Annotated in this window: 19 protein-coding genes; 10 read left to right on the top strand and 9 right to left on the bottom strand. The window is 60.5% G+C overall.

The genetic code is table 11. The features are described from left to right. Positions 1 to 50: 50 nt before the first annotated feature. The 5 genes from AB1J88_RS26595 to AB1J88_RS26575 all read right to left on the bottom strand — a co-directional run bounded on the left by AB1J88_RS26595 (position 51) and on the right by AB1J88_RS26575 (position 5,787). The gene (locus AB1J88_RS26595; protein WP_222018481.1) at positions 51 to 545 is read right to left on the bottom strand and encodes a CS1 type fimbrial major subunit; all 495 of its coding nucleotides are present in this window, start codon (positions 543 to 545) and stop codon (positions 51 to 53) included. Between the two features lie 60 nt (positions 546 to 605). Then, positions 606 to 1,349: a molecular chaperone gene (locus AB1J88_RS26590; protein ID WP_430292319.1), complete on the bottom strand. Its 744-nt coding sequence runs from the start codon at positions 1,347 to 1,349 to the stop codon at positions 606 to 608. A gap of 59 nt (positions 1,350 to 1,408) precedes the next feature. Then, complete coding sequence (locus tag AB1J88_RS26585) at positions 1,409 to 2,674, bottom strand: hypothetical protein (RefSeq protein WP_430292318.1); 1,266 nt, start codon at positions 2,672 to 2,674, stop codon at positions 1,409 to 1,411. Beyond that, complete coding sequence (locus AB1J88_RS26580) at positions 2,675 to 5,197, bottom strand: TcfC E-set like domain-containing protein (protein ID WP_430292316.1); 2,523 nt, start codon at positions 5,195 to 5,197, stop codon at positions 2,675 to 2,677. Between the two features lie 113 nt (positions 5,198 to 5,310). Further along, positions 5,311 to 5,787: a CS1 type fimbrial major subunit gene (locus tag AB1J88_RS26575; RefSeq protein ID WP_174376817.1), complete on the bottom strand. Its 477-nt coding sequence runs from the start codon at positions 5,785 to 5,787 to the stop codon at positions 5,311 to 5,313. Between the two features lie 516 nt (positions 5,788 to 6,303). Here AB1J88_RS26575 and AB1J88_RS26570 point away from each other — a divergent pair. Together AB1J88_RS26570 and AB1J88_RS26565 are read left to right on the top strand one after the other, a co-directional pair. Next, on the top strand, positions 6,304 to 6,885 hold the full coding sequence (locus AB1J88_RS26570; RefSeq protein WP_041068268.1) for a PadR family transcriptional regulator: 582 nt from the start codon (positions 6,304 to 6,306) through the stop codon (positions 6,883 to 6,885). Further along, a complete protein-coding gene (locus tag AB1J88_RS26565; RefSeq protein ID WP_430292314.1) occupies positions 6,882 to 7,667 on the top strand; it encodes a siderophore-interacting protein in 786 nt (261 codons plus the stop codon). The genes AB1J88_RS26570 and AB1J88_RS26565 overlap by 4 nt, the downstream gene beginning before the upstream one ends. Before the next feature lie 99 nt (positions 7,668 to 7,766). Here AB1J88_RS26565 and AB1J88_RS26560 read toward each other — a convergent pair whose 3' ends face one another. Together AB1J88_RS26560 and AB1J88_RS26555 are read right to left on the bottom strand one after the other, a co-directional pair. Beyond that, positions 7,767 to 8,405, bottom strand: coding sequence for a Pr6Pr family membrane protein (locus AB1J88_RS26560; protein ID WP_222018477.1), 639 nt, complete (start codon positions 8,403 to 8,405; stop codon positions 7,767 to 7,769). Position 8,406: 1 nt separating this feature from the next. Then, a complete protein-coding gene (locus tag AB1J88_RS26555) occupies positions 8,407 to 8,637 on the bottom strand; it encodes a VF530 family DNA-binding protein (RefSeq protein WP_041068262.1) in 231 nt (76 codons plus the stop codon). Between the two features lie 300 nt (positions 8,638 to 8,937). Between AB1J88_RS26555 and AB1J88_RS26550 the strand changes: the two genes are divergently transcribed. From AB1J88_RS26550 to cmoB, 8 genes are all read left to right on the top strand, one after another. Next, positions 8,938 to 10,299 carry a carbohydrate porin gene (locus AB1J88_RS26550; RefSeq protein ID WP_430292312.1) on the top strand — a complete coding sequence of 454 codons (1,362 nt, stop codon included), beginning with the start codon at positions 8,938 to 8,940 and terminating at the stop codon, positions 10,297 to 10,299. 222 nt (positions 10,300 to 10,521) lie between these two features. Continuing rightward, entirely contained in the window at positions 10,522 to 12,933 is a 2,412-nt protein-coding gene (locus AB1J88_RS26545; protein WP_108183705.1) for a glucose/quinate/shikimate family membrane-bound PQQ-dependent dehydrogenase, read from the top strand. Positions 12,934 to 13,454: 521 nt separating this feature from the next. Next, a complete protein-coding gene (locus AB1J88_RS26540) occupies positions 13,455 to 13,820 on the top strand; it encodes a DUF6124 family protein (protein ID WP_430292311.1) in 366 nt (121 codons plus the stop codon). Positions 13,821 to 14,967: 1,147 nt separating this feature from the next. Next, positions 14,968 to 17,385: an endopeptidase La gene (lon, locus tag AB1J88_RS26535; protein WP_041071865.1), complete on the top strand. Its 2,418-nt coding sequence runs from the start codon at positions 14,968 to 14,970 to the stop codon at positions 17,383 to 17,385. 146 nt (positions 17,386 to 17,531) lie between these two features. After that, positions 17,532 to 17,924: a protease inhibitor I42 family protein gene (locus AB1J88_RS26530; RefSeq protein ID WP_041071863.1), complete on the top strand. Its 393-nt coding sequence runs from the start codon at positions 17,532 to 17,534 to the stop codon at positions 17,922 to 17,924. 2 nt (positions 17,925 to 17,926) lie between these two features. Beyond that, the gene (locus AB1J88_RS26525; protein ID WP_198760190.1) at positions 17,927 to 18,562 is read left to right on the top strand and encodes a lysoplasmalogenase; all 636 of its coding nucleotides are present in this window, start codon (positions 17,927 to 17,929) and stop codon (positions 18,560 to 18,562) included. 174 nt (positions 18,563 to 18,736) lie between these two features. Beyond that, positions 18,737 to 19,516 (top strand): carboxy-S-adenosyl-L-methionine synthase CmoA, encoded by a 780-nt coding sequence (gene cmoA, locus AB1J88_RS26520; RefSeq protein ID WP_430292309.1) that lies wholly within the window; start codon positions 18,737 to 18,739, stop codon positions 19,514 to 19,516. Next, the gene (gene cmoB / locus AB1J88_RS26515) at positions 19,513 to 20,469 is read left to right on the top strand and encodes a tRNA 5-methoxyuridine(34)/uridine 5-oxyacetic acid(34) synthase CmoB (protein ID WP_430292307.1); all 957 of its coding nucleotides are present in this window, start codon (positions 19,513 to 19,515) and stop codon (positions 20,467 to 20,469) included. The genes cmoA and cmoB overlap by 4 nt, the downstream gene beginning before the upstream one ends. 81 nt (positions 20,470 to 20,550) lie before the next feature. Here the strand turns inward: cmoB and tadA are convergent, their stop codons facing one another. Both tadA and AB1J88_RS26505 read right to left on the bottom strand, forming a co-directional pair. Continuing rightward, positions 20,551 to 21,045, bottom strand: coding sequence for a tRNA adenosine(34) deaminase TadA (gene tadA / locus AB1J88_RS26510; protein ID WP_086791725.1), 495 nt, complete (start codon positions 21,043 to 21,045; stop codon positions 20,551 to 20,553). Beyond that, complete coding sequence (locus AB1J88_RS26505; protein ID WP_430292306.1) at positions 21,045 to 22,421, bottom strand: multicopper oxidase family protein; 1,377 nt, start codon at positions 22,419 to 22,421, stop codon at positions 21,045 to 21,047. The genes tadA and AB1J88_RS26505 overlap by 1 nt, the downstream gene beginning before the upstream one ends. Between the last annotated feature and the right edge of the window lie 63 nt (positions 22,422 to 22,484).

Raw genomic sequence — 22,484 nt, 5'->3', positions numbered from 1 at the left:
AGAACGGCTTTCAGCCAGTCTGCCACCGGAAAAGGAGCGCCATGGCGGTGTTAGACACCCGAGGGAGGAGTGGCACTGAAGATCAGTTGTACGGTGCCATGATAGGTCCCGGGTTTGTAGCCATCGGCAGGCACCTTCGGCTGGATCTCCAGTGCAAAGCGCCCACCTTTTCTGGCCTGCTCCGCCGAAACCACTTCCCGGGGGATGGGATCATGGCTCAACGGCTGACCATTGAAACTGACCTGCAAAAAGATAGCGTCCCGCCCGTTGAACAGATAGGGCTCGGCGTCCAGCCGCGCTTCGATTGCGCTGGTGCTGTGTTTGACATCGAAATTCTTGCGCAGCCCCTGCAAGGTCGAGGTATGAATATTCCACGGCAACGTCTGTTGCAGGTGAATCCAGTTGGCTTCGGCGGGAAGCACATAGAAGTCCAGAGTCGGTATATCCACCGACACCTCGAACGTGCGCGCTTCCCTGGCCGCGAACGCTTGCGCACTTGCCAGCGCCATCACGCTGCACAAAGCGATGGTCGATTGCTTGATCATGTCAGCTACCTGTTGCGTCGAAAAAAGCGGCAGGGCGAATCCCTCGTTTGCCGCCGCGGGTTACTGGCTGGCGACGCGCAGCGTTTTTCTGGCTGCACCTTCGACCAGGTTGAAACGGTATTCCCGGCCCGGTTTCTTCTCGAATTCGAACGACTTGCCGGCCAGTAGGTGGTGCTTGGTGGTCGGCTCGCATTCGGTCTCTTTCTTTTGCGAGCAGTTGCGAAACTCATCGATCACCACCACCGTATTGCCGTTGTTACGCAGCCGATAAACCTCGGCACTGTCATCGATGACCGTGTCGAACCGAGCATTTTTCGGCCGGACAAAGAACACCGTGCCAAACCCGGTCATGACATTGACGCCGGCCGAGAGGTTTTCCTTGTAAGCCTCGCGTTCTTCGCTGGAAACGGCGAACTGGTCTTCCTTTTCCGGCACCACCGGCACGAAGCGCACCCGGAAATAGCGCTCGGTATCGCGCTTGCCCATCAGCACCAGACGGGTGGCCTGCATGCCGTTGGCCGGCACAATCAACCGTGCCGGACTGGCCATCAGTCCATCACGGCTGCTGCCATCGGCTTGCTGCCTGACCGGGACTTCGCGGTGGCTGCCATCAGCGTCGTAAATGATCTCCAGAATGTTGACCTTGACGAAGGCTGTGCCGTCGCCGCTGTTGAACACGCGCTTGAGATAGGTGCTCTTGTCGCTGTCGAGATAGTCGTAGACCGTTCCGACATTGATTTGCGGTCCGGCCTGAACACCTGAGCAAAACAGGCTCAATCCCAGTAAAACCCATAGACCTTTCATACCTGTGAACCTCATGAAGTTGAACACGGCGCTGACACGCCTCATCGATCTACGGCCCATCAAATGTCCGAATCCCAGATCACCGTGACATTGCCGACATAGGTGCCCCCCTGCCCGGGCATCAATATGATCGGCAGAACATATTCCGGGATCTCGAAGTGCAGGACACCGGCGCCTCTATCCACATAAAAACCGGGCTGGAACTGTTGCGCGCTCGCTTGACCTACATGCAGACGACGACGGTTGACCGGCTGTCCGGAAAGGTCGGTCAAGCCACTGGGCAACGTGACGCTGACCTGTACTTCGATGTAGTTGTTCGCCGAAGCCGGGTTGTGAATCACACATTCGAAAATGCCGCGGGAGTCGCATTCCAGATGCATCTTGAAACGCGATGAGGCCGAAATATGAAAAGGCTGATCGCGAAACAGTCGCACCGGTTTGCGTCCGGCCTGCAACCAGCTTTGCCAGCCACCGGCAGGCACCAGGCGGACTTTTTCCCCGCCGGGCGGAATGTCGACTTTCAAGGTGTGCTGAACTTCCAGGTTGAAATCCAGCGTCAGGTCGGTGTCGTCAGGAATCATCACGTCACCAAAATCGAAATCGCCTCCAGGTCCCATGCTGTATTTCAACGTACCGGTGTAATTGCCGGCCGACATTTTCAACGGGTCGGGGGTGCGTAATTCGTAGGCAAAATCGAGGTAGCCATACGTCATCCCGGGGATGTTGAATTGAGCAGTTTTGACGCAGGAACGTTCATCGGGAACCTTCCAGAAAAAAGCGTATGTCTCCGCCCCGAAGAAGCCTATTCCCGAGGTACCACAGGGCGGAGTCGGATTGACCCAGCTATACCCGTGCCACAGGCGGTTGTGACCTTCACTTGGGGTCGAGGATCCCGTCAGGCTGGCCGCTGAATGACTCAGCACATAATTGGAACCCACACCTGAGATACGCACCTGAAGATTGCTGGCTTCGCCGGTTTCGGTATTGTTGACGGTCAAGGTGCGCCATGCCCCCGGCACCTTGAACATTGCACTGTTGCGCTGGCTGGCATTGGCCTGCATGGGCTTATTGGAGTTGACCCGGGTCATCAGCCGCAGGCTGAAGGTATCGATGTCGCGGCAGATTTGCGGGTAGTACTCGCAGTACCCGGTTGAAGGTGTCTGGTTGATGAACTCGTTTTTCTGCGGGTTGGCCGGATCGGGTTTGAACAACGCTCTGATTTCCAGTGACGCCGCCTCAATGGGCGGTGCCGCCAACAACCCCAGCAGACACAACCACTGACCACGGCGCAGCCAGCCCGACGCGCATTTTTTGAAGCTGACCATTCAACTGGCCTCCTGTCGTGTGAACGAGACGTCGGCCAATGTGTCGGGGGAGCAGCGCAGATCGCCGATCATCAGCACGTTGCTTTCACTGCGGTGTTTGGCGGTATCGAGCCGGAACTGGCACAACAACTGGTCGGCGTAGCGCACTTCCAGGGTCGGTGAGCCGACATGCATTTCCATCGAGAAGAACCCGTCGACCTCGCTCACCCCACGGCTGGCGTGGTTGATCACGTGGTGGCCCTTGAGCGGCCGCCCCTGCGGATCAAGCAAGCGTCCAAGCACGGTCACGGTTTTCATCACGCGCACCTTGCGGTACTCCACGCCGCCCTTGTTCAGGTGGTAGCGGGTGCGTGCCGGTTCGATATTCGCGGCGGGGGCGTGATTGCCTTCGAAGTCAAAGCTCACCGAGCTGTTCTTGTAGGCGGTCAACGGGATGAAATTGCGCCCCACCCGCAACGCCGCGCTGCCTGCGCCGAGATCGTCGGCACGCAAGGCAATGTCGTCGATGTCTGACTCGACATCGACAATCATCCCGGCGCCGCGCCCCAGATGCTGGCTGGTCATGACCAGTTGCTGGCCTCCCATGACAATCGTGCTGTCGAGATTGAGGCCGCCAGTGAAGTTGCCGTTGTAGGACGAGCGCTGAAGAAAGCCGTCGCCATTGACCTGATCGGTGCGAAAGTTGGCCAGACTCGCCAGGCCGACACCGTACGTATCGGTCAGCGCGGTGACCGACACGCTTTGCAGAACATGGTCCTGCAGGTCTTTGCGATAGCCGAACGAGCCGTTGTTGTCGCGGCTGCCATCACGGGCGGTACGGCTGCCGATACTGGCGGACAATTGCTGGCTCGGCCCGCCCAGCGCCATGTTGATACTCAGGTCGATCCCGCGATTGCGTGCATCGCCGCTGCTGTAACTGCCCGGCCGATCAAACAGCGACAGGCGCCAATTGGCGTCGCTGCCAAACAGTTCGGTGCGTTGCGTCCAGCCCAGGTCCATGCCCACGCCTTCGACGTTGCCTTCGCTGTGCGAGACCCGCGCACTCAGAGAGTTCTTGCGACTGATGCGGTGGTTGAGCGCCAGCGACGAGTTGCTGGTTTCGCCGGTGAACACGTTGCGCTGGCGTACGCGGGTGCCATCGGGCAGCGTGTCGTAGCTGTTGCGGGTGTCGAGCCAGCTGCGGTTGTGGCTGACCACCAGACTGCCGGCGCCATAGTTGTACAAGCCCTGCACATCGGCGCCGGTGCCGTGATCTTCGGTCTGGTAAAGGTTGGCGTAGAGGCTGATGCTGTCCGCCAGGCTCCAGTCGATCGAGCTGCCGTACTGCAACGTATCGCGGACCTGGCGCGCCGACAGGCCGAGGATCACTCGCGGGTGCAACAAATAGTTGAGCGCGGCGCCGGCGGTGAGATCGCCGCTTTGCTGTTCCTCCCAATTGCTCAGCAGTTTGCTTTCCTGCCCGGCGAACACGTTGTAGCGCCAGCGCTCGTCGAGGTTTTGCCAGTTGACCGGTTTGTAGACCAGCTCCTGAGTGGTCGAGGTGGTCTGGCCATCCTCGATCAGACGCACTTCCACCTCATAAATGCCACCGGGCAGCGGCCGGGTGTCGAGGGTCTGCAGACCGGCAGTGACTGACTGGGTGTTGATCAACAGTCCATCGCGATAGATCTCCACCGATGCCTGGCGATTGGCGGTGACGAAAATCGGGTAGACGCTGGGCCGCGGGCTATCGACCGCCAGACTGTCGGAGCTGCCATACATCACGCCGACCGCCGTGTCCGGGCTGGTGCCGAACGAACGGGGCTGGCGGGTCAGGCCTTCGGAATTGGGGGTGAAATAGCCCAGACGGAAAAAACTGCCCTGCAGTTCGCGCTGGGTGTAGAGCTCGTGCACCGCGTGATAGGTCTTGGTGTCCGGCCCGCCGAGGCGCGCCAGCTGCATATTGAAGGACTGGCTCCAGTTGCCGAGACTGGCACTGGCTTCCAGGCCGAAGCGTCCGCCCAGATCCTGATCCTGGCCGCCGTTGAGGTTCAGCTGATTGCGCAACATCAAGCCGTGGCTGCCACCTTCCGGCTGTTCATGAAAACGCTGGACCTGCAGATCGCGCTCGGCGTTTGCAGTGGCGATCGACAGCAGCGAGTTTTGCAGGTTGTAATGCAACTCCAGCAATTGCTCGGGGCACTGTCCGCTGCATTTGCCGAGGGCCACACCGGGTTTGAGAATGCTGGCCCACGTTTGCTGTTCGATCGCGCTGAAACGGCTGTCACTGGTGTCGGTGAAGTCGAGCAAGGTAATGCGATCATCGCGTGACAACACAATCATTGCCTCGCCCAGCGGTTGTTGATCAAGTTCGACACGAACCGCCAAAGGCACATCAAAGAAATGCTCTTCGAAGTCCGCCGGCAGACCTTTCGCCTGAGCCAGCAAACTTCGCGGGGTATTATCGACTGGAGGCGGCGCCGCCAGTACGCTGCTGCTCAAAAGCAACGCAAGCGCAGTCGCGATGGGCGTCATCGGATACATGAATTAATACTCTGATTACCGGAAGTAAAAGCCCGGCCGGGCAACTTGCAAGTTGCAAATCGCCGACCGGTTACGCCACTTGAACAAGTAACGTCAGGTATTGCCGTTCTTACTTAAACCGAAGGTTCGACGACCAGCATGACCACACCGGTGTAGTCGCCTGCGGCCGGTTTGGCACCGGTGGCGCTGATCTTGAACGGTGCGCGATAACGGGTATTGGACTCGGTATCACCCACCACTTCCTGCGAAGTGGTGGTCAGTGTCTTGCCGTTGAGTTCAACCTTCAGATCGATGGTCTGGTTGCCGGCGATGAGCTTCGGCACGCCTTCCAGACGCGCGTGAACCTTGCCTGCGGTATGCAGCACATCGAAGTGGCCGTTGACTTCGCGCATCGAAGCGGTCGCCGGGTTGTAGCTCATGTCCTGATCCTTGTTGACCAGATCGGCATCCACCGGCACCGCATAGAAGTCGTCAGCCGGAACGTGCGCCACGATGCTGATCGAGTGCTTGGCTTCGGTCGCGGCAAACGCCATCGAGGCGCTCATGGCCAATACAGTCAGAGGGGCGGCAAAGGCGAGTTTCTTGAACATCATTGAATACCTGTCTTATATAAATTAGTTGAGTCGTCAACCAGTCAAGGCGAACGGAACAGTCACGAGCAGTCCGTGTTCACCGCTAACTTTCAACGCCGAAGCATGTTCAACCAATTCATCTTCAAAGTAAGCAGGCAACGTCCTGCGACCTTGTAGCCTGGACGCCATTAGATGAGAAAGAAAAAACCACGAAATTCAGGAAAGTTCCTGTCCGACTGTAAGATACAGGCTACAGCGCGCCACCCGAGTGACTGTACGCGCCACAACTTTGCAGCAACTTCCGTCAGACATGTACGACACTTTGCCGGAAATAAAGGGCGAAACAGAACATTAGAGACTCAGCACTAATCTGCGCCTTTGTCGGGGGATTTAATACTGCGTTTTCTTGATCATTTTGCGGTTTTTTTTGGCCGCAGATTCGATCGATCAGGTGTGCACCGTTGGTCAGTCCCCCTTGCACGACAGATAAGATATATCTTAAGTTGTATCTAAACACGACGAGAGAGAAGGAAAATGAGAGACCATCATGCCCCCCATCACCACCGCGAACACGGCGACGGCCGTGACGGCTTCGAAAAACGCCCCGGCCGTGAACGCGGCGGACGCGGCCCACGGGTGTTCGCCCCGGGCGACCTGAAATTGTTACTGCTGGCGCTGATCGCCGAACAGCCCTGCCACGGCTACGACCTGATCCGCCAGATCGAAGGCATGTTCGACGGCGCGTACAGCCCAAGCCCCGGGGTGATCTACCCGACCCTGACTTTCCTCGAAGAAAGCGACCTGATCAGTGGCGACGCCGAGGCCGGCAAAAAACGCTACAGCGTGACCGACACCGGTCGTCTGTCGTTAAGCGAGCAAGCCGTCGCACTGGACGGTGTGCGCATGCGCATCGACGTCAGCAAACGTTCGTTGCGCGGCCATGACCGGCCGCCGGAAATCCACGAGGCCGTGCACAACCTGCGCCATGCCCTGCAAATGCACCACGGGCGCTGGAGCGCCGAAGAAATCCTGCGTGTGCGTGACCTGCTCAACGACACCGCCAAAGCCATCGTCGACGGCCCCGCCGTTCAATCTGCCCCGGAGAAAGCCGAATGACTGCAGTCGATACGCAAACCATTCACCGCGTGATGCACGACATCAAACGCCGCAAGCTCGAAGTGCTGCGCGTGGTCGACCTGACCCCGCGCATGCGCCGCATCACCCTCGGCGGCCCGGAGCTGGCCGGGTTCATCAGCCTGGGCACCGACGATCACGTCAAACTGCTGTTCCCGCAGAGCGCCGAACAGGCTGCAGCGCTGGAGACCATGGTGCTCGGCGCGGGCAAGGACAATGGCCCGATGCCCGAGATGCGCGACTACACCCCGCGTCGCTATGACCTGGAAAAACTCGAGCTGGACATCGACTTCGTCCTCCACGGCGATGGCCCTGCCTCGACTTGGGCCGAACAGGCCCAGCCTGGGCAATTCCTGCACATCGGCAGCCCGCGCGGCTCGATGATCGTGCCAGACATCTTCGACAGCTACCTGCTGATCGGCGACGAAACCGCCCTGCCCGCCATCGCCCGGCGCCTCGAAGGTCTGGCGGCCAATCGCAAGGCGCTGGTGGTGATCGAAGTGGAGAACGGTGCCGAGCAACAGGTGCTGGAGAGCGCGGCGCAGGTCAACGTGATCTGGGTGCTGCGCGAGGGTGGCAAGGACAACCTGCTGACCACCGTCAAACAGTTGCAGGTGCCCAAGGGCAATCTGTATGCATGGGTAGCGACCGAGACCAAAGTCTCGCGGCAGATCCGCCGAGTGCTGCTGGATGAGCATGGACTCAATGAGCAGTTCGTCAAAGCCGTCGGCTACTGGCGCGCGGAAGGTTCCGCAGAAGAGTGATATCCCTTGTAGGAGCTGCCGCAGGCTGCGATCTTTTGATCTTGTTTTTGAACAATCAACGTCAAAAGATCGCAGCCTGCGGCAGCTCCTACAGGTGCTCTAACTTCGTGCAAATCTCCAGCGATCCAGGCCGATCACCAGCAAGCCAATCAGCACAAACCCCACCAATATCCCCCCGGCATTGATGAACACCTGTGCATAACCGAGCAGCGCCACATCAATGAACGGATACGCATACGCACCGAGCAGATGCCCGCGCAGCAACGCGTAAATGAAATACACCAACGGGTAAATCAGCCACAGCGGCAGGTGCCAAAGGCGCAACGTGCCTTTGGGTACGCAAAACCACCAGTAGCCGAGAAACAGCAGCGGCATCACGTCGTGCAGCAGTTCGTCAGCGATAAACTGCCAGCCCTGCGGATGCCACAAATGCCGCAGCAGAATGCTGTAGGCGAGACCGACCACGGCAATGCTCACGGCAATCCCGCTGCTGACCCACGGCTGCAGAAACCAGCGGCGCGCGGCGGATTCACGCCGGGTAACCGCACAGGTCAGCACGCTCGCCACCAAGGTATTGGTCAATACAGTGAAGTAACTGAAGAAGCTCACCAGCCCGCCCAGCAGACTGGCGTCGACACTCAGCCGTGCGAGGAAAATCAGGTACAGCTGAATGCTCAGCCCGGCCCAACCGAGGCTGGCGATGACCGTGATCAGGCGTCGCCGCATAACGGCGTCCATCTCAGAGCGGTCGCTTGGTGCGCATCAGTTTCACGTACAAGCGCTCGACCTTCTCCCGTGCCCAAGGCGTTTTGCGCAGGAACGTCAGGCTCGACTTGATGCTCGGATCGCTCTTGAAGCAGCGGATATCGATACGCTCGGCCAACCCCGACCACTCGTAATGCGCCACCAGCGCATTGAGGATCTGTTCGAGGGTGACGCCATGCAGCGGATCAGGAGAGTGGTCGTTCATGCCAAGCCTTTGGACGGAGTGAAAATGCACAAGCCGCGCACCTTAGCCGAGGGGCCGGTCAGGTGGAAGGCCTTGCATCAAATGTAGGCCAACCGGAGAAGATCGCAGCCTGTGATCCGCGCCACAATGCGCCCGTTTGACGCACTGTTACCGAATCCGAAACGCTGCATGTCTGCAAAAGCCCTTTGTCTTTTTGTTACAGATCATTATCCTGCCGCCCTTCAGCTGAATCGCTTCACTGCCTGCGTCAAATTGAAGCGCTCGGTTCACCCCCAGAAAACATCAAAAAAAGACTGATCCATGCCTGATTTTTCCTTCTCCCGAGACAGCGCTATCTCAGCCCTGCGCCTGCTCGGTGGCTGCACCGCGCTCGGCCTCGCCACCTTCGCTCAGGCGACCCCCGCCTTCGACAGCGACTCACCGTGGATGCTCGGTGACTGGAACGGCACCCGTAGCGAACTCGCGGAAAAAGGCTACGACTTCAAACTCGATTACACCGGCGAAATGGGCAGTAACCTGCACGGCGGCTACGACCACGATCGCACCGCGCGTTACAGCGATCAGTTCGGTCTGGGCACACACCTGGACCTGCAAAAAATCCTTGGCTGGGACGACGCCGAGTTTCAGCTGACCATCACCAAACGCAGCGGCAACAACATCAGCAACGACCGGATCAACGATCCGCGCGTGGGCGGCTTCACCTCGGCCCAGGAAGTCTGGGGCCGTGGCCAGACCACGCGCCTGACGCAGATGTGGTACCAGCAGAAATTCTTCGATCAGAAGCTCGACATCAAGGTCGGCCGTTTCGGTGAAGGCGAAGACTTCAACAGCTTCCCGTGCGACTTCCAGAATCTGGCGTTCTGCGGCTCGCAGGTCGGCAACTGGGTCGGCGGCATCTGGTACAACTGGCCAGTCAGCCAGTGGGCGCTGCGGGTCAAATATCACCTGACGCCAGAGTTGTACGCGCAGGTCGGCGCTTACGAGCAGAACCCGTCGAACCTCGATCGCGGCAACGGTTTCAAACTCAGCGGCAGCGGCACCCAGGGCGCCGTGCTGCCGGTGGAGCTGGTGTGGACGCCAAAGCTCAATGGCCTGCCGGGCGAATACCGCGCCGGTTACTACTACAGCAACGCCAAGGCCTCTGACGTCTATAAAGACCAGAACGGCCAGCCTGCCGCGCTGAGCGGCGAAGCCTATCGCAGCGCGTCGAGCAAGCACGGCGTGTGGTTCGGCGCCCAGCAGCAAATCACCAGCATCGCCAGCGATTACTCGCGCGGCTTGAGCGTGTTCGCCAACGCGACGATGCACGACAAGAAAACCAACGCCATCGACAACTACGTGCAGGCCGGCGTGGTCTACAAAGGCCCGTTCGATGCCCGCGCCAAGGACGACATCGGTTTCGCCCTGGCCCGCGTCCACGTCAACCCGGCCTTTCGCAAAAACGCCGAAGCGAGCAATCAGGCGCACGCCGTCTACGACTATGACGACCCGTCCTTCCTGCCGCCGCAGGACACCGAATACAGCGCCGAACTGTATTACGGCGTGCACGTTGCCAACTGGCTGACCGTGCGCCCGAACCTGCAATACATCCGCCATCCCGGTGGCGTGAACGACGTCGATGACGCGCTGATCGCGGGGATCAAGATCCAGTCGTCGTTCTAAAAAACACTGAAGAAACCTGTGGGAGCTGGCTTGCCAGCGATGGGATTTCACATTCGCCATTATCGTCGGCTGACACTCCGCCATCGCTGGCAAGCCAGCTCGCACAGGGATCGGGAAAAATTCGTTAGCTAGACAAGTTTTTATCTGAACCATACCCGCGCCCAATCGTCATCTAAAGTGACTACAGCGCGGGACTACATAAACGTCACGGAGAATCACACTATGAGCACCGAAAGTGCTTCGAGTCGGGGCCGTCTGCTACCGAGCCTGCTCGGCATTCTGCTTCTACTGATGGGCCTGGCCATGCTGGCCGGAGGGGTCAAGCTGAGCATGCTCGGCGGCTCGCTGTACTACCTGCTGGCCGGTATCGGCATCGCCCTGTCCGGCATTCTGTTGCTGCTGCGCCGTCGTGCAGCGCTGGGCCTGTACGCCATTGTGCTGTTCGCCAGCACGGTCTGGGCCCTGTGGGAAGTCGGTCTGGACTGGTGGCAACTGGTGCCGCGCCTGGCCCTGTGGTTCGTCCTCGGCATCGTGATGTTGCTGCCGTGGTTCCGTCGTCCGCTGCTGCTCAATGGCCCGGCGCCGATGGGCACTGGCGGTCTGAGTGTGGCCGTGGTGCTGGCCGGTGTCACCGCTCTGGCCAGCCTGTTCACTCACCCGGGTGAAACCTTTGGTGAACTGGGCCGCGACACCGCGGACATGACCAGCACCGCACCGCAAATGCCTGATGGCGACTGGCAGGCCTATGGCCGCACCGAATTCGGTGACCGCTACTCGCCGCTGAAGCAGATCACCCCGGCCAACGTCGGCAAGCTGCAAGAAGCCTGGCGCATCCAGACCGGCGACCTGCCGACGGCCGATGACCCGGTCGAGCTGACCAACGAAAACACCCCGCTCAAAGCCAACGGCATGCTCTATGCCTGTACCGCGCACAGCAAAGTGCTGGCGCTGGACCCGGACACCGGCAAGGAAATCTGGCGCTTCGACCCACAGATCAAAAGCCCGGTGGGCTTCAAGGGCTTCGCCCACATGACCTGCCGTGGCGTGTCGTACTACGACGAAGCGGCTTACGCCAAGTCGGAAAACGCCGCGTCCGCCGTCATCTCCGAAGCCGGCAAAGCCGTTGCTCAGGCCTGCCCGCGTCGCCTGTACCTGCCAACCGCCGATGCCCGTCTGATCGCCCTGAACGCCGACACCGGCAAGATCTGCGAAGGCTTCGGCAACAACGGCGTGGTCGACCTGACCCAAGGCATCGGCCCATTCACCGCCGGTGGCTACTACTCCACCTCGCCAGCGGCGATTACCCGTGATCTGGTGATCATGGGCGGTCACGTCACCGACAACGAGTCGACCAACGAGCCATCGGGCGTGATCCGCGCCTTCGATGTGCGCGACGGTCACCTGGTGTGGAACTGGGACAGCGACAAGCCGGACGCCACCGAGCCATTGGCCCCGGGCGAAATCTACAGCCGCAACTCGGCCAACATGTGGTCGCTGGCCAGCGTCGACGAAAAACTCGGCATGGTCTTCCTGCCACTGGGCAACCAGACGCCTGACCAGTGGGGCGCTGACCGCACCCCAGGCGCCGAAAAATTCAGCGCCGGCATCGTTGCCCTCGACCTGGCCACCGGTAAAGTGCGCTGGAACTACCAGTTCACCCACCACGACCTGTGGGACATGGACGTTGGCAGCCAGCCAACCCTGCTCGACATGAAAACCGCCGACGGCGTGAAACCGGCGCTGATCGCCCCGACCAAACAGGGCAGCCTGTACGTCCTCGACCGTCGTGACGGCACGCCGATCATCCCGATCAAGGAAATCCCGGTTCCGCAAGGCGCCGTGAAAGGCGACCACACCGCACCGACCCAGGCCCGTTCGGACCTCAACCTGCTGGCCCCGGAATTGACCGAAAAGGCCATGTGGGGCGCGAGCCCGTTCGACCAGATGCTGTGCCGCATCCAGTTCAAGGAACTGCGCTACGAAGGCCAATACACGCCTCCGTCGGAACAGGGCAGCCTGATCTACCCGGGTAACGTCGGCGTGTTCAACTGGGGCGGCGTCTCGGTCGACCCGGTGCGCCAGATGCTGTTCACCAGCCCGAACTACATGGCCTTCGTCTCGAAAATGGTGCCACGCGAGAAAGTCGCCGCCGGCAGCAAACGCGAAAGCGAAACCGCTGGCGTGCAACCGAACACCGGCGCGCCCTACGCGGTGATCATGCACCCGTTCATGTCGCCACTGGGCGTACCGTGCCAGGCCCCGGCCTGGGGCTACGTCGCCGGTATCGACCTGACCACCGGCAAAGTCGTGTGGAAACGCAAGAACGGCACCAGCCGCGACAGCTCGCCAATCCCGATCGGTTTCACCCTGGGCGTACCAAGCATGGGCGGCTCGATGGTCACCGCGGGCGGCGTCGGCTTCCTCAGCGGCACCCTCGACCAGTACCTGCGCGCCTACGACGTGAACACCGGTAAAGAACTGTGGAAATCGCGTCTGCCGGCTGGCGGCCAAGCGACTCCGATGACCTACACCGGCAAGGACGGCAAGCAATACGTCCTGCTCGTGGTGGGCGGTCACGGCTCGCTGGGCACCAAGATGGGTGACTACGTGATTGCGTACAAACTGCCGGAATAAGTTTTAGCGGCGGTAATAGAAAGGCGATGCTCCGTGAGGGGCATCGCCTTTTTTGTGCCCACCCAATATCCCTGTAGGAGCTGCCGAAGGCTGCGATCTTTTGACTTTGATTTTTAAAAGCCAGATCAAAAGATCGCAGCCTTCGGCAGCTCCTACAGGAAAATGTGCTGGTCTATGGGAAATGTGTTCGTCCTACAAATGCTGGTGATTGCGCGGAGTTTTCCGACAGGTCGCGTCGGTTGTGCCTCGGAAGTTGGCTGGATAGGCTCTGGTGGTCGCTGGAAATTCAGCGGCCGGGCGTCGCGGCCCGAGCAATCCATTCGATTTGATGCATAATCGCCAGCCCAAACGGGAGCGCTCAGGTGCTCTGTGTTTGGTTTGATGGTGGCTGTGCGCGGGATACCTTCGGGTATGCCGAGATTGCCGAATGGCTCGGTCCGCGAACCCGCGTACAGCTGCCACCCTCAGTCGCGTCGCGGCGATTGAGAGTGACAGCCCCACTTCTCATTCGGAGCTTCACCATGATCAAACCCACACCCAATCCCCCCGAAACCTCCCCCTACGAATCCCTCGATTCCAGAAAACTCCACGACGCCGCCGAGCGTGCGCTGTATCACTACCTGAAACCCTCTGCCGCCGCGGTGAGATTCCACAAACCCAGCAGCATGTTCCAGGTCGCCCCCGACATGGACAACGAAAGCCTGCTGGTTCACGCCTGCGAATCACTGGCCCAAGCCAGCCTCATGACCAGCGACATCGCCGCGTACATCGACATCCCGCAGCGCCGGACGATACTGGCCATTCAGCAAATCATCATGCTCGCCGAACTGGCGGTGAACCGAGTGCTGGATAACCACGAAATCTCGCAGTCTCCAACACACAACTAATCCCCTGCTCGCGAAGGCGCCAGCACATTCAATATTCAAGGTGCCTAACCCACCGCTTCGCGAGCAGGCTCGCTCCCACAGGTAAATTGAGTGCATTCAGCCAGAACATGGCCGGCTGTCAGGCCGCCATCGCTGGCAAGCCAGCTCCCACAGTTTTGATTTGTGCATGCCCCATGCGGCGCAGCCGCCCCACTCAAAACAATGAGCGCAAGCTCGAGTACCGCTCTTGATCTCCCACAGGTAAATTGAGTGCATTCAGCCAGAACATGGTCGGCTGTCAGGCCGCCATCGCTGGCAAGCCAGCTCCCACAGTTTTGATTTGTGCATGCCCCATGCGGCGCAGCCGCCCCACTCAAAACAATGAGCGCAAGCTCGAGTACCGCTCTTGATCTCCCACAGGTAAATTGAGTGCATTCAGCCAGAACATGGTCGGCTGTCAGGCCGCCATCGCTGGCAAGCCAGCTCCCACAGTTTTGATTTGTGCATGCCCCATGCGGCGCAGCCGCCCCACTCAAAACAATGAGCGCAAGCTCGAGTACCGCTCTTGATCTCCCACAGGTAAATTGAGTGCATTCAGCCAGAACATGGTCGGCTGTCAGGCCGCCATCGCTGGCAAGCCAGCTCCCACAGTTTGATTTGTGCATGCCCCATGCGGCGCAGCCGCCCCACTCCAGGATGAGCGTTAGCTCGGCTGCAGCTCTTGATCTTGATCCACGGGCGACGTCGGAAGGCTGAGTGGAGGGATTGATCCGGGGGTGGGAGCGCAGCGACCGTTTGGCGAAGCCAAACACAGCGAGAGGAGGTGCAGCGAAGCAAACCGTAGGCGCTGCCCCCGGATCAATCCCGGAGCGAAGGGACCCCGAGCCCCAGCGAGCGGGCCGAACGCAGGAGCAAGCCTTTTTTTGCTTACTTTTTTGAGGCGTTTGTCAAAAAAGTGAGTCGCCGTAAGGGCGAAACCCTAAGTAGCCGTTACCAAAAAAACGGATATACACCCAAAACCCCAAGAACCTGGTCGGCCCAAAGGCCGCCAAGTCCCAAAGCAAACCCTGTCAAAACCCTGAACACACAAGCAGAAACACCGCCCCCCATTGAAACCACCCCAAGCCTGCCCCATCTAAGACCCATACCCCATTGCGCAGGTGCCCCAATGAGCGACCAGCAAGAATTCCCGGACAACCCCGACGACTACACCGAAGCCGAACACATCGAACACCATTCCACCGGCAAAGGCCTCGCCCTGCCCGGCCAGAACCTGCCGGACAAGGTCTACGTCATCCCGATCCACAACCGCCCGTTCTTCCCGGCCCAAGTGCTGCCGGTCATCGTCAACGAAGAACCCTGGGCCGAAACCCTCGATCTGGTCAGTAAATCCGAACACCACTCCCTGGCCCTGTTCTTCATGGACACGCCCCAGGAAGACCCGCGCCACTTCAACACCAAAGCCCTGCCGGAATACGGCACGCTGGTGAAGGTGCACCACGCCAGCCGCGAAAACGGCAAACTGCAGTTCGTCGCCCAGGGCCTGAGCCGCGTGCGCATCAAGACCTGGCTCAAGCACCACCGCCCGCCGTATCTCGTTGAAGTCGAATACCCGCACCAGCCCACCGAGCCGACTGACGAAGTCAAGGCCTACGGCATGGCGCTGATCAACGCGATCAAGGAGCTGCTGCCGCTCAACCCGCTGTATAGCGAAGAGCTGAAGAACTACCTCAATCGCTTCAGCCCCAACGATCCGTCGCCGCTGACCGACTTCGCCGCCGCCCTCACGTCGGCGACAGGCAATGAGCTGCAGGAAGTGCTCGACTGCGTGCCGATGCTCAAGCGCATGGAAAAAGTCCTGCCGATGCTGCGCAAGGAAGTCGAAGTCGCGCGCCTGCAGAAAGAGATCTCGGCGGAAGTTAACCGCAAGATCGGCGAGCACCAGCGCGAGTTCTTCCTCAAAGAACAACTCAAGGTGATCCAGCAGGAACTCGGCCTGACCAAGGACGACCGCAGCGCCGACCTTGAACAGTTCGAACAACGCCTGGAAGGCAAAGTCCTGCCGGCGCAGGTGCAAAAGCGCCTTGAAGAAGAAATGAACAAACTGTCGATCCTCGAAACCGGCTCGCCGGAATACGCGGTCACCCGCAACTACCTCGACTGGGCGACCTCGGTGCCGTGGGGCGTGTACGGCGAGGACAAACTCGACCTCAAACACGCGCGCAAGGTGCTCGACAAACACCACGCCGGCCTCGACGACATCAAGGACCGCATCCTCGAATTCCTTGCGGTCGGTGCCTATAAAGGCGAAATCAGCGGCTCCATCGTCTTGCTGGTCGGCCCGCCGGGCGTGGGTAAAACCAGCGTCGGCAAATCCATCGCCGAATCCCTTGGCCGGCCGTTCTACCGCTTCAGCCTCGGCGGCATGCGTGACGAAGCCGAGATCAAGGGCCACCGCCGCACCTACATCGGCGCGCAACCGGGCAAACTCGTCCAGGCGTTGAAAGACGTCGAAGTGATGAACCCGGTGATCATGCTCGACGAGATCGACAAGATGGGCCAGAGCTACCAGGGCGACCCGGCCTCGGCGCTGCTGGAAACCCTCGACCCGGAACAGAACGTCGAATTCCTCGATCACTATCTCGACCTGCGCATGGACCTGTCGAAAGTCCTGTTCGTGTGCACCGCCAACACCCTGGATTCGATCCCCGGGCCGTTGCTGGACCGCATGGAAGTGATTCGCCTGTCGGGCTACATCACCGAAGAAAAAGTCGCCATCGCCAAGCGCCACCTGTGGCCAAAACTGCTGGAAAAAGCCGGTGTATCCAAAGGCAGCCTGAGCATCAGCGACAGCGCGCTCAAGGCCTTGATCGACGGTTACGCCCGTGAAGCCGGGGTGCGCCAGCTGGAAAAACAGATGGGCAAACTGGTGCGCAAAGCGGTGATGAAGCTGATTGAGGACCCGAAAGCGGTGATCAAGCTCGGGCCGAAAGACCTCGAAGCCTCGCTGGGTCATCCCGTGTTCCGCAACGAACAAGTGCTGTCCGGCACCGGTGTGATCACCGGTCTGGCCTGGACCAGCATGGGTGGCGCCACCCTGCCGATCGAAGCCACACGCATTCACACGCTCAATCGCGGTTTCAAACTCACCGGGCAACTGGGCGATGTAATGAAAGAGTCGGCGGAAATCGCCTACAGCTACGTCAGCTCGCACCTGAAGTCGTTCGGCGGCGATCCGAAATTCTTCGACGAAGCCTTCGTCCACCTGCACGTGCCGGAAGGTGCCACACCAAAGGACGGCCCGAGCGCCGGCGTGACCATGGCCAGCGCCCTGCTCTCGCTCGCCCGCAATCAGCCGCCGAAAAAAGGCGTGGCGATGACCGGTGAACTGACCCTGACCGGGCACGTGCTGCCGATTGGCGGGGTGCGTGAAAAGGTCATCGCGGCGCGGCGGCAGAAGATCTTCGAACTGATCCTGCCGGAGCCGAACCGGGGCAACTTCGAGGAATTGCCGGATTATCTGAAGGAAGGGCTTACCGTGCACTTCGCCAAGCGTTTTGCGGATGTGGCGAAAGTGCTGTTCTGACAGAGCTTTAGCGCCTGACCTGGCGCTATCGCTGGCAAGCCAGCGATGGCGTCAGTTCTGATAACACTGGACTGCCCGACTGTCACACTTTGTCTCATCTTCAGTTATGCTCGCCGTTCGTCGTCAACGTCGGAGCCACTGAGCCTATGTCCCCCACTCGCCTGTTTATCCCCCTCGCCCTTTCTCTGCTGGCAGCCTGCGCCACGCAACCGAAACAGAACGTGACCGTGGAAAAACAGAGCGAATGCCCCGTGCGTCTCACCAACGGACAACACCTGATTGTGATGCTGCCGAGCAATCCCACCACCGGCTACCGTTGGGCGATTCAGGACTCGGCCGGTGGCGTGCTGCGCGCGCTCAGCCCCGAGGTCTACAGCAGTCCGAAAGACTCGGGGATGGTCGGTGCGGGCGGATTCTCCACCTGGCGCTTTCAGGCCTTCGCCACCGGCACCGGGCGCCTGCGCCTGACCTCGCAGCAACCTTGGGAACCGGAAGTTGAACCGGCAGAAACCTTCGACTGCGCGATTTCGGTGAACTGATCGTGGGCTGGCTGATTCTGGCACTGATGGGCGCGGCGACATTTCTCTACGGCGTCAGCACCCATGCGGCGTTGCTGTGCCTGTTGGTCAAACCGTTGCCGGTGCTGGCGCTGCTCGGCTGGCTGCACGATGCACCACCCAGCGACTATCGGCGCTGGATCAGCCTCGGGCTGATTTTTTCTCTGCTCGGTGACGTGTTGCTGGCGTGGCCGGGGGATTTGTTTGTGTTTGGCCTGGGTGCGTTTCTGGTGGCGCATCTGGCGTACCTCAAGGCTTACCTCAGCGATTGCAAACGTCTGGCGCTGTTGCCGCTGGTGCTGGCGCTCGGCGTTGGCGCAGTGTTGCTGGGGATGCTGATTTCCAGCGGTCTTGGGCCATTGCTGGTGCCGGTGGTCGTCTATGGCAGCGCGATCAGCGCCATGCTCTGGCGCGCCCTCGCCCGCCTCGGCACCGACGTGCCCAAGCGCTCGGCGCTGCTGGCGGCGGCGGGTGCGCTGGCGTTCGTGTTTTCAGACAGTGTGATTGGTATTGATCGTTTCGTATCGCCATTCCACGCGGCGCCGTACGTGATCATCCTCAGTTACTGGCTGGGGCAGTGGGGGATCGCCGCTTCGGCGTTTTCCGTGAAACACCGCTAATTTTGTAGTGAGGGGATTTATCCCCGATGGGCTGCGCAGCGGCCCCGAAAGTTGTCATTCAGTTATGTCAGACAGACCGCAGCCACAGGTTTTGGGGCTGCTTCGCAGCCCATCGGGGATAAATCCCCTCGCCACGTCGGACAACCCAAGCATCCCAGCGCCACTTTGGCTAAAATGCCGGCCTTTTCCATCGACACCGCCGGAACCGCCGTGAGCAAAGAACCCGATCGCATTTTCGCCCAGCCGATGGCCCAGGTGCCTGACTTCGCCTTCAACGAGGACGTGGTGCGGGTGTTCCCGGACATGATCAAGCGCTCGGTGCCGGGTTACCCGACCATCGTCGAAAACCTCGGCGTGCTCGCGGCGCAATTCGCCCAACCGAACAGCGTTCTGTACGACCTCGGTGCTTCGCTCGGCGCTGTCACTCAAGCGCTGCGCCGTCACGTGCGCACCGACGGTTGCCGGGTGATCGCGGTGGATAACTCGGCGGCGATGGTCGAACGCTGCCGCGAGTACCTCAACGGTCAGGATTCGATGTTCCAGGAGCTGCTCCCGGTCGAGGTGATCGAAGGCGACATTCTCGCCCTCGAATTCAAACCGGCTTCGGTGGTGGCGCTGAACTTCACCCTTCAATTCATTGCGCCCGAGCAGCGTACCGCGTTGCTGTCGCGCATCCGTCAATCGCTGCTGCCCGGCGGCGCGTTGATTCTGTCGGAAAAGCTGCGCTTCAACGATCCCGAAGAACACGCGCTGCTGACCGATCTGCACGTCGCGTTCAAACGCGCCAACGGCTACAGCGAACTGGAAATTGCCCAGAAGCGCAGCGCCATCGAAAACGTCATGAAGCCCGACAGCCTCGAAGAACACCGCGAACGCCTGCTGGCCGCCGGGTTCTCGAAAGTCGTGCCGTGGTTCCAGTGTCTTAACTTTGCCTCGTTGATTGCCTTGCCATGATTGATCTGTCCCCCCTCGCCCGCCGTCTGGCCGGCACACCGCTGGCCGACTGGGCCAACACCCTGCAAGGGCAACTCGACAAGAAAATGGAGAAAGGTCACGGCGATCTCGAGCGCTGGCAGAGCGCGCTGGACGCTCTGCCGAAGATCCAGCCGACCGAAGTCGACCTGCTCGACGGCCTGAAACTGGACACCGATTGCGACGACGAAACCCGCGCACAAATGCGCACCGCGCTGATGGGCCTGTCGCCGTGGCGCAAGGGGCCGTTCGATCTGTTCGGCGTACACGTCGACACCGAGTGGCGCTCGGACTGGAAGTGGTCGCGGGTCGCCCCGCATCTGGATCTGAAGGGCAAACGCATCCTCGATGTCGGTTGCGGCAACGGCTACTACATGTGGCGCATGCTCGGCGCCGGTGCCGACAGCGTGATCGGCGTCGACCCGAACTGGTTGTTCTTCTGCCAGTTCCAGGCCGTGCAACGCTACCTGTCCGAGCCGAATGCCTGGCACCTGCCGTTCCCGTTCGAAGACCTGCCGCCGAACCTGGAAGGCTTCGACACGGTGTTCTCCATGGGCGTGTTCTACCACCGACGCTCGCCGATCGAGCATTTGCTGGCGCTCAAGGATTGCCTGGTCAAGGGCGGTGAACTGGTGCTGGAAACGCTGGTGGTTGAAGGCGACAAACATCAGGTGCTGGTGCCGGAAGACCGCTACGCACAGATGCGCAACGTGTGGTTCCTGCCGTCGGTGCCAGCGCTGGAGTTATGGCTGCGCCGGGCAGGCTTCACCGACATCCGCTGCGTGGACGTCAGCACCACGACGGTTGAAGAACAGCGCGGTACCGAGTGGATGAAGTATCAGTCGCTGAGCGACTTCCTCGATCCCGAAGATCACAGCAAGACCATCGAAGGGCTGCCGGCGCCGATGCGGGCGGTGATTGTCGCTCGCAAATAAAGCAGAATCTAAAGATCGCAGCCTTCGGCAGCTCCTACATCGATCCCTGTAGGAGCTGCCGAAGGCTGCGATCTTTTGATCTTAATCCCGGTTTGCCCGCCGCGCCCGGAAAAATTCGGTCAACACCGCCCCACACTCCTCCGCCAACACCCCACCTTCATACAGCACCCGGTGATTCAAAAAGCCCTGGGTAAAGAACTGCCCCTGACTCTGCACAATCCCGGCCTTGGGCTCCAGTGCGCCATACACCACGCGAGCAACCCGCGAATGCACGATCAGCCCGGCGCACATGCTGCACGGTTCCAGCGTCACGTACAGCGTGCTGCCCGGCAGGCGATAGTTGTTTACGGCCTGGGCAGCGGCGCGGATCGCGACCATTTCCGCGTGGGCACTCGGGTCGCTGGTGGTGATCGGGCAGTTGTAGCCGCGACCGATGATTTCACCGTCCTGCACCAGTACCGCGCCCACCGGCACTTCGCCGAGGGCGGCGCCTTGGGCGGCGAGATCCAGGGCTTCGCGCATGAAGTCGCGGTCACGGCTGCGGTCGATGATCGCGGCGGGGCGAATCTGGCGCATCACTTCACCTCGATGGCGGCCATCAGGCCGGTTTCCATGTGGTCGATCACGTGGCAATGGAACATCCACACCCCCGGGTTATCCGCCACCAGCGCCACTTGCGCACGCTCGTTCTTGCCCAGCAGATAAGTGTCGGTGAAGTACGGCGTGATCTTGTGCCGGTTCGACGCAATCACCTTGAAGCTCATGCCGTGCAAGTGGATCGGGTGCTGATACTGGGTCATGTTCTTCAGTTCGAAGATGTAGCTCTGGCCCAGCTTCAGGCTGGCAATCGGCCGATCGGCGCAGGTCTTGTCCGTGATGTCCCAGGCCTTGCCGTTGATCTGCCACAGGCTCGGCGGCTTGCCGTTGTCGACATTCACCGACACCGAACCGACCCATTCGAAATTGAAGTTGAGTTTCTCGGCATTCGCCAGATCCGGTTCGGCCACCGGGTTGGCGGGCAAGGCTTTCGGCCACGCGGTCGGCGCATCGTTATTGGCCACCGAGCGCAAGGTCCCCAGACGCACCGGGCCGTTGCGCAGCGATAATTCTTCACCGGCCGGCGGCGCCTTGATCGCCAGGCAGATACGCATGCCCGGCCCCAGCCAGTATTCCTTGCCCAACGGCCGCGGCTCGATCGGGTTGCCGTCCAGCGCATAAATCTGCGCTTCGACGCCGGGGATGTTGATGCGATACGTCAGGGTGTTGTCGAGGTTGAGCAAACGCACCCGGGTGATCTGCCCTGCCGGCAACTCGATCACCGGCGACGGCACGCCATTGATGGTCGACAAGCGTCCCGCCGTACCACCACGCGCCGCTTCCCGGGGGATGCTGAACTCGACGAAATTGCCTTGCTCGTCGATGTGCCAGTTCTTCAGGCTCAAGGTCTTTTCGTACTTGAAACCGGTCGGCTCGCGCTCTTCGACGATCAACGGCCCGACCAGCCCGCGCCCCAGCTCTTCGCTGCTGCTGACATGCGGGTGATACCAGTAGCTGCCGGCATCCGGCACGCGGAATTTGTAATCGAAGTATTCACCGGGCAGCACCGGCAATTGCGAGACGTACGGCACACCGTCCATCTCCAGCGGCAAACGGATGCCGTGCCAGTGAATGGTGGTCGCCACCGGCAGGTGGTTGATGAAACGCACCCGCAGCCACTCGCCCTGACGCACGCGCAACTCGGTGCCCGGCGCCGACGGGCCGAACGCCCACGCCTCGGTCTTGTGCCCCGGCACCAGCTCAACGTCCAGCGGCGCCGCGATCAGCTGATAGTCATGCCCCGCGTCGGCGTCGGCCATCTTGCCCAACCAGTAACGCGACGCGCCTCCCGCTCCGACACCAACGACAACAAGACCGGCCAGGCCACCGAGGATTTGGCGACGGGTAAAGGACATGAACTCAACTACCTCACAAGTCAACGACAGGCCAGCGGCCTGGAAAAGGCGAATACGATACAC

The sequence above is a fragment of the Pseudomonas sp. S8 genome (assembly GCF_050473925.1).
Taxonomy (GTDB): domain Bacteria; phylum Pseudomonadota; class Gammaproteobacteria; order Pseudomonadales; family Pseudomonadaceae; genus Aquipseudomonas; species Aquipseudomonas parakoreensis.
Note: the sequence above shows the minus strand (reverse complement) of the source record. Positions and strands in the feature narration are given on the sequence as shown.

Bases quoted from the DNA above. Each gene is read 5' to 3' on its own strand.
- AB1J88_RS26595 (WP_222018481.1), bottom strand. From the start codon at position 545: ATGATCAAGCAATCGACCATCGCTTTGTGCAGCGTGATGGCGCTGGCA.
- AB1J88_RS26590 (WP_430292319.1), bottom strand. From the start codon at position 1,349: ATGAAAGGTCTATGGGTTTTACTGGGATTGAGCCTGTTTTGCTCAGGT.
- AB1J88_RS26585 (WP_430292318.1), bottom strand. From the start codon at position 2,674: ATGGTCAGCTTCAAAAAATGCGCGTCGGGCTGGCTGCGCCGTGGTCAG.
- AB1J88_RS26580 (WP_430292316.1), bottom strand. From the start codon at position 5,197: ATGTATCCGATGACGCCCATCGCGACTGCGCTTGCGTTGCTTTTGAGC.
- AB1J88_RS26575 (WP_174376817.1), bottom strand. From the start codon at position 5,787: ATGTTCAAGAAACTCGCCTTTGCCGCCCCTCTGACTGTATTGGCCATG.
- AB1J88_RS26570 (WP_041068268.1), top strand. From the start codon at position 6,304: ATGAGAGACCATCATGCCCCCCATCACCACCGCGAACACGGCGACGGC.
- AB1J88_RS26565 (WP_430292314.1), top strand. From the start codon at position 6,882: ATGACTGCAGTCGATACGCAAACCATTCACCGCGTGATGCACGACATC.
- AB1J88_RS26560 (WP_222018477.1), bottom strand. From the start codon at position 8,405: ATGGACGCCGTTATGCGGCGACGCCTGATCACGGTCATCGCCAGCCTC.
- AB1J88_RS26555 (WP_041068262.1), bottom strand. From the start codon at position 8,637: ATGAACGACCACTCTCCTGATCCGCTGCATGGCGTCACCCTCGAACAG.
- AB1J88_RS26550 (WP_430292312.1), top strand. From the start codon at position 8,938: ATGCCTGATTTTTCCTTCTCCCGAGACAGCGCTATCTCAGCCCTGCGC.
- AB1J88_RS26545 (WP_108183705.1), top strand. From the start codon at position 10,522: ATGAGCACCGAAAGTGCTTCGAGTCGGGGCCGTCTGCTACCGAGCCTG.
- AB1J88_RS26540 (WP_430292311.1), top strand. From the start codon at position 13,455: ATGATCAAACCCACACCCAATCCCCCCGAAACCTCCCCCTACGAATCC.
- lon (WP_041071865.1), top strand. From the start codon at position 14,968: ATGAGCGACCAGCAAGAATTCCCGGACAACCCCGACGACTACACCGAA.
- AB1J88_RS26530 (WP_041071863.1), top strand. From the start codon at position 17,532: ATGTCCCCCACTCGCCTGTTTATCCCCCTCGCCCTTTCTCTGCTGGCA.
- cmoA (WP_430292309.1), top strand. From the start codon at position 18,737: ATGCCGGCCTTTTCCATCGACACCGCCGGAACCGCCGTGAGCAAAGAA.
- cmoB (WP_430292307.1), top strand. From the start codon at position 19,513: ATGATTGATCTGTCCCCCCTCGCCCGCCGTCTGGCCGGCACACCGCTG.
- tadA (WP_086791725.1), bottom strand. From the start codon at position 21,045: ATGCGCCAGATTCGCCCCGCCGCGATCATCGACCGCAGCCGTGACCGC.
- AB1J88_RS26505 (WP_430292306.1), bottom strand. From the start codon at position 22,421: ATGTCCTTTACCCGTCGCCAAATCCTCGGTGGCCTGGCCGGTCTTGTT.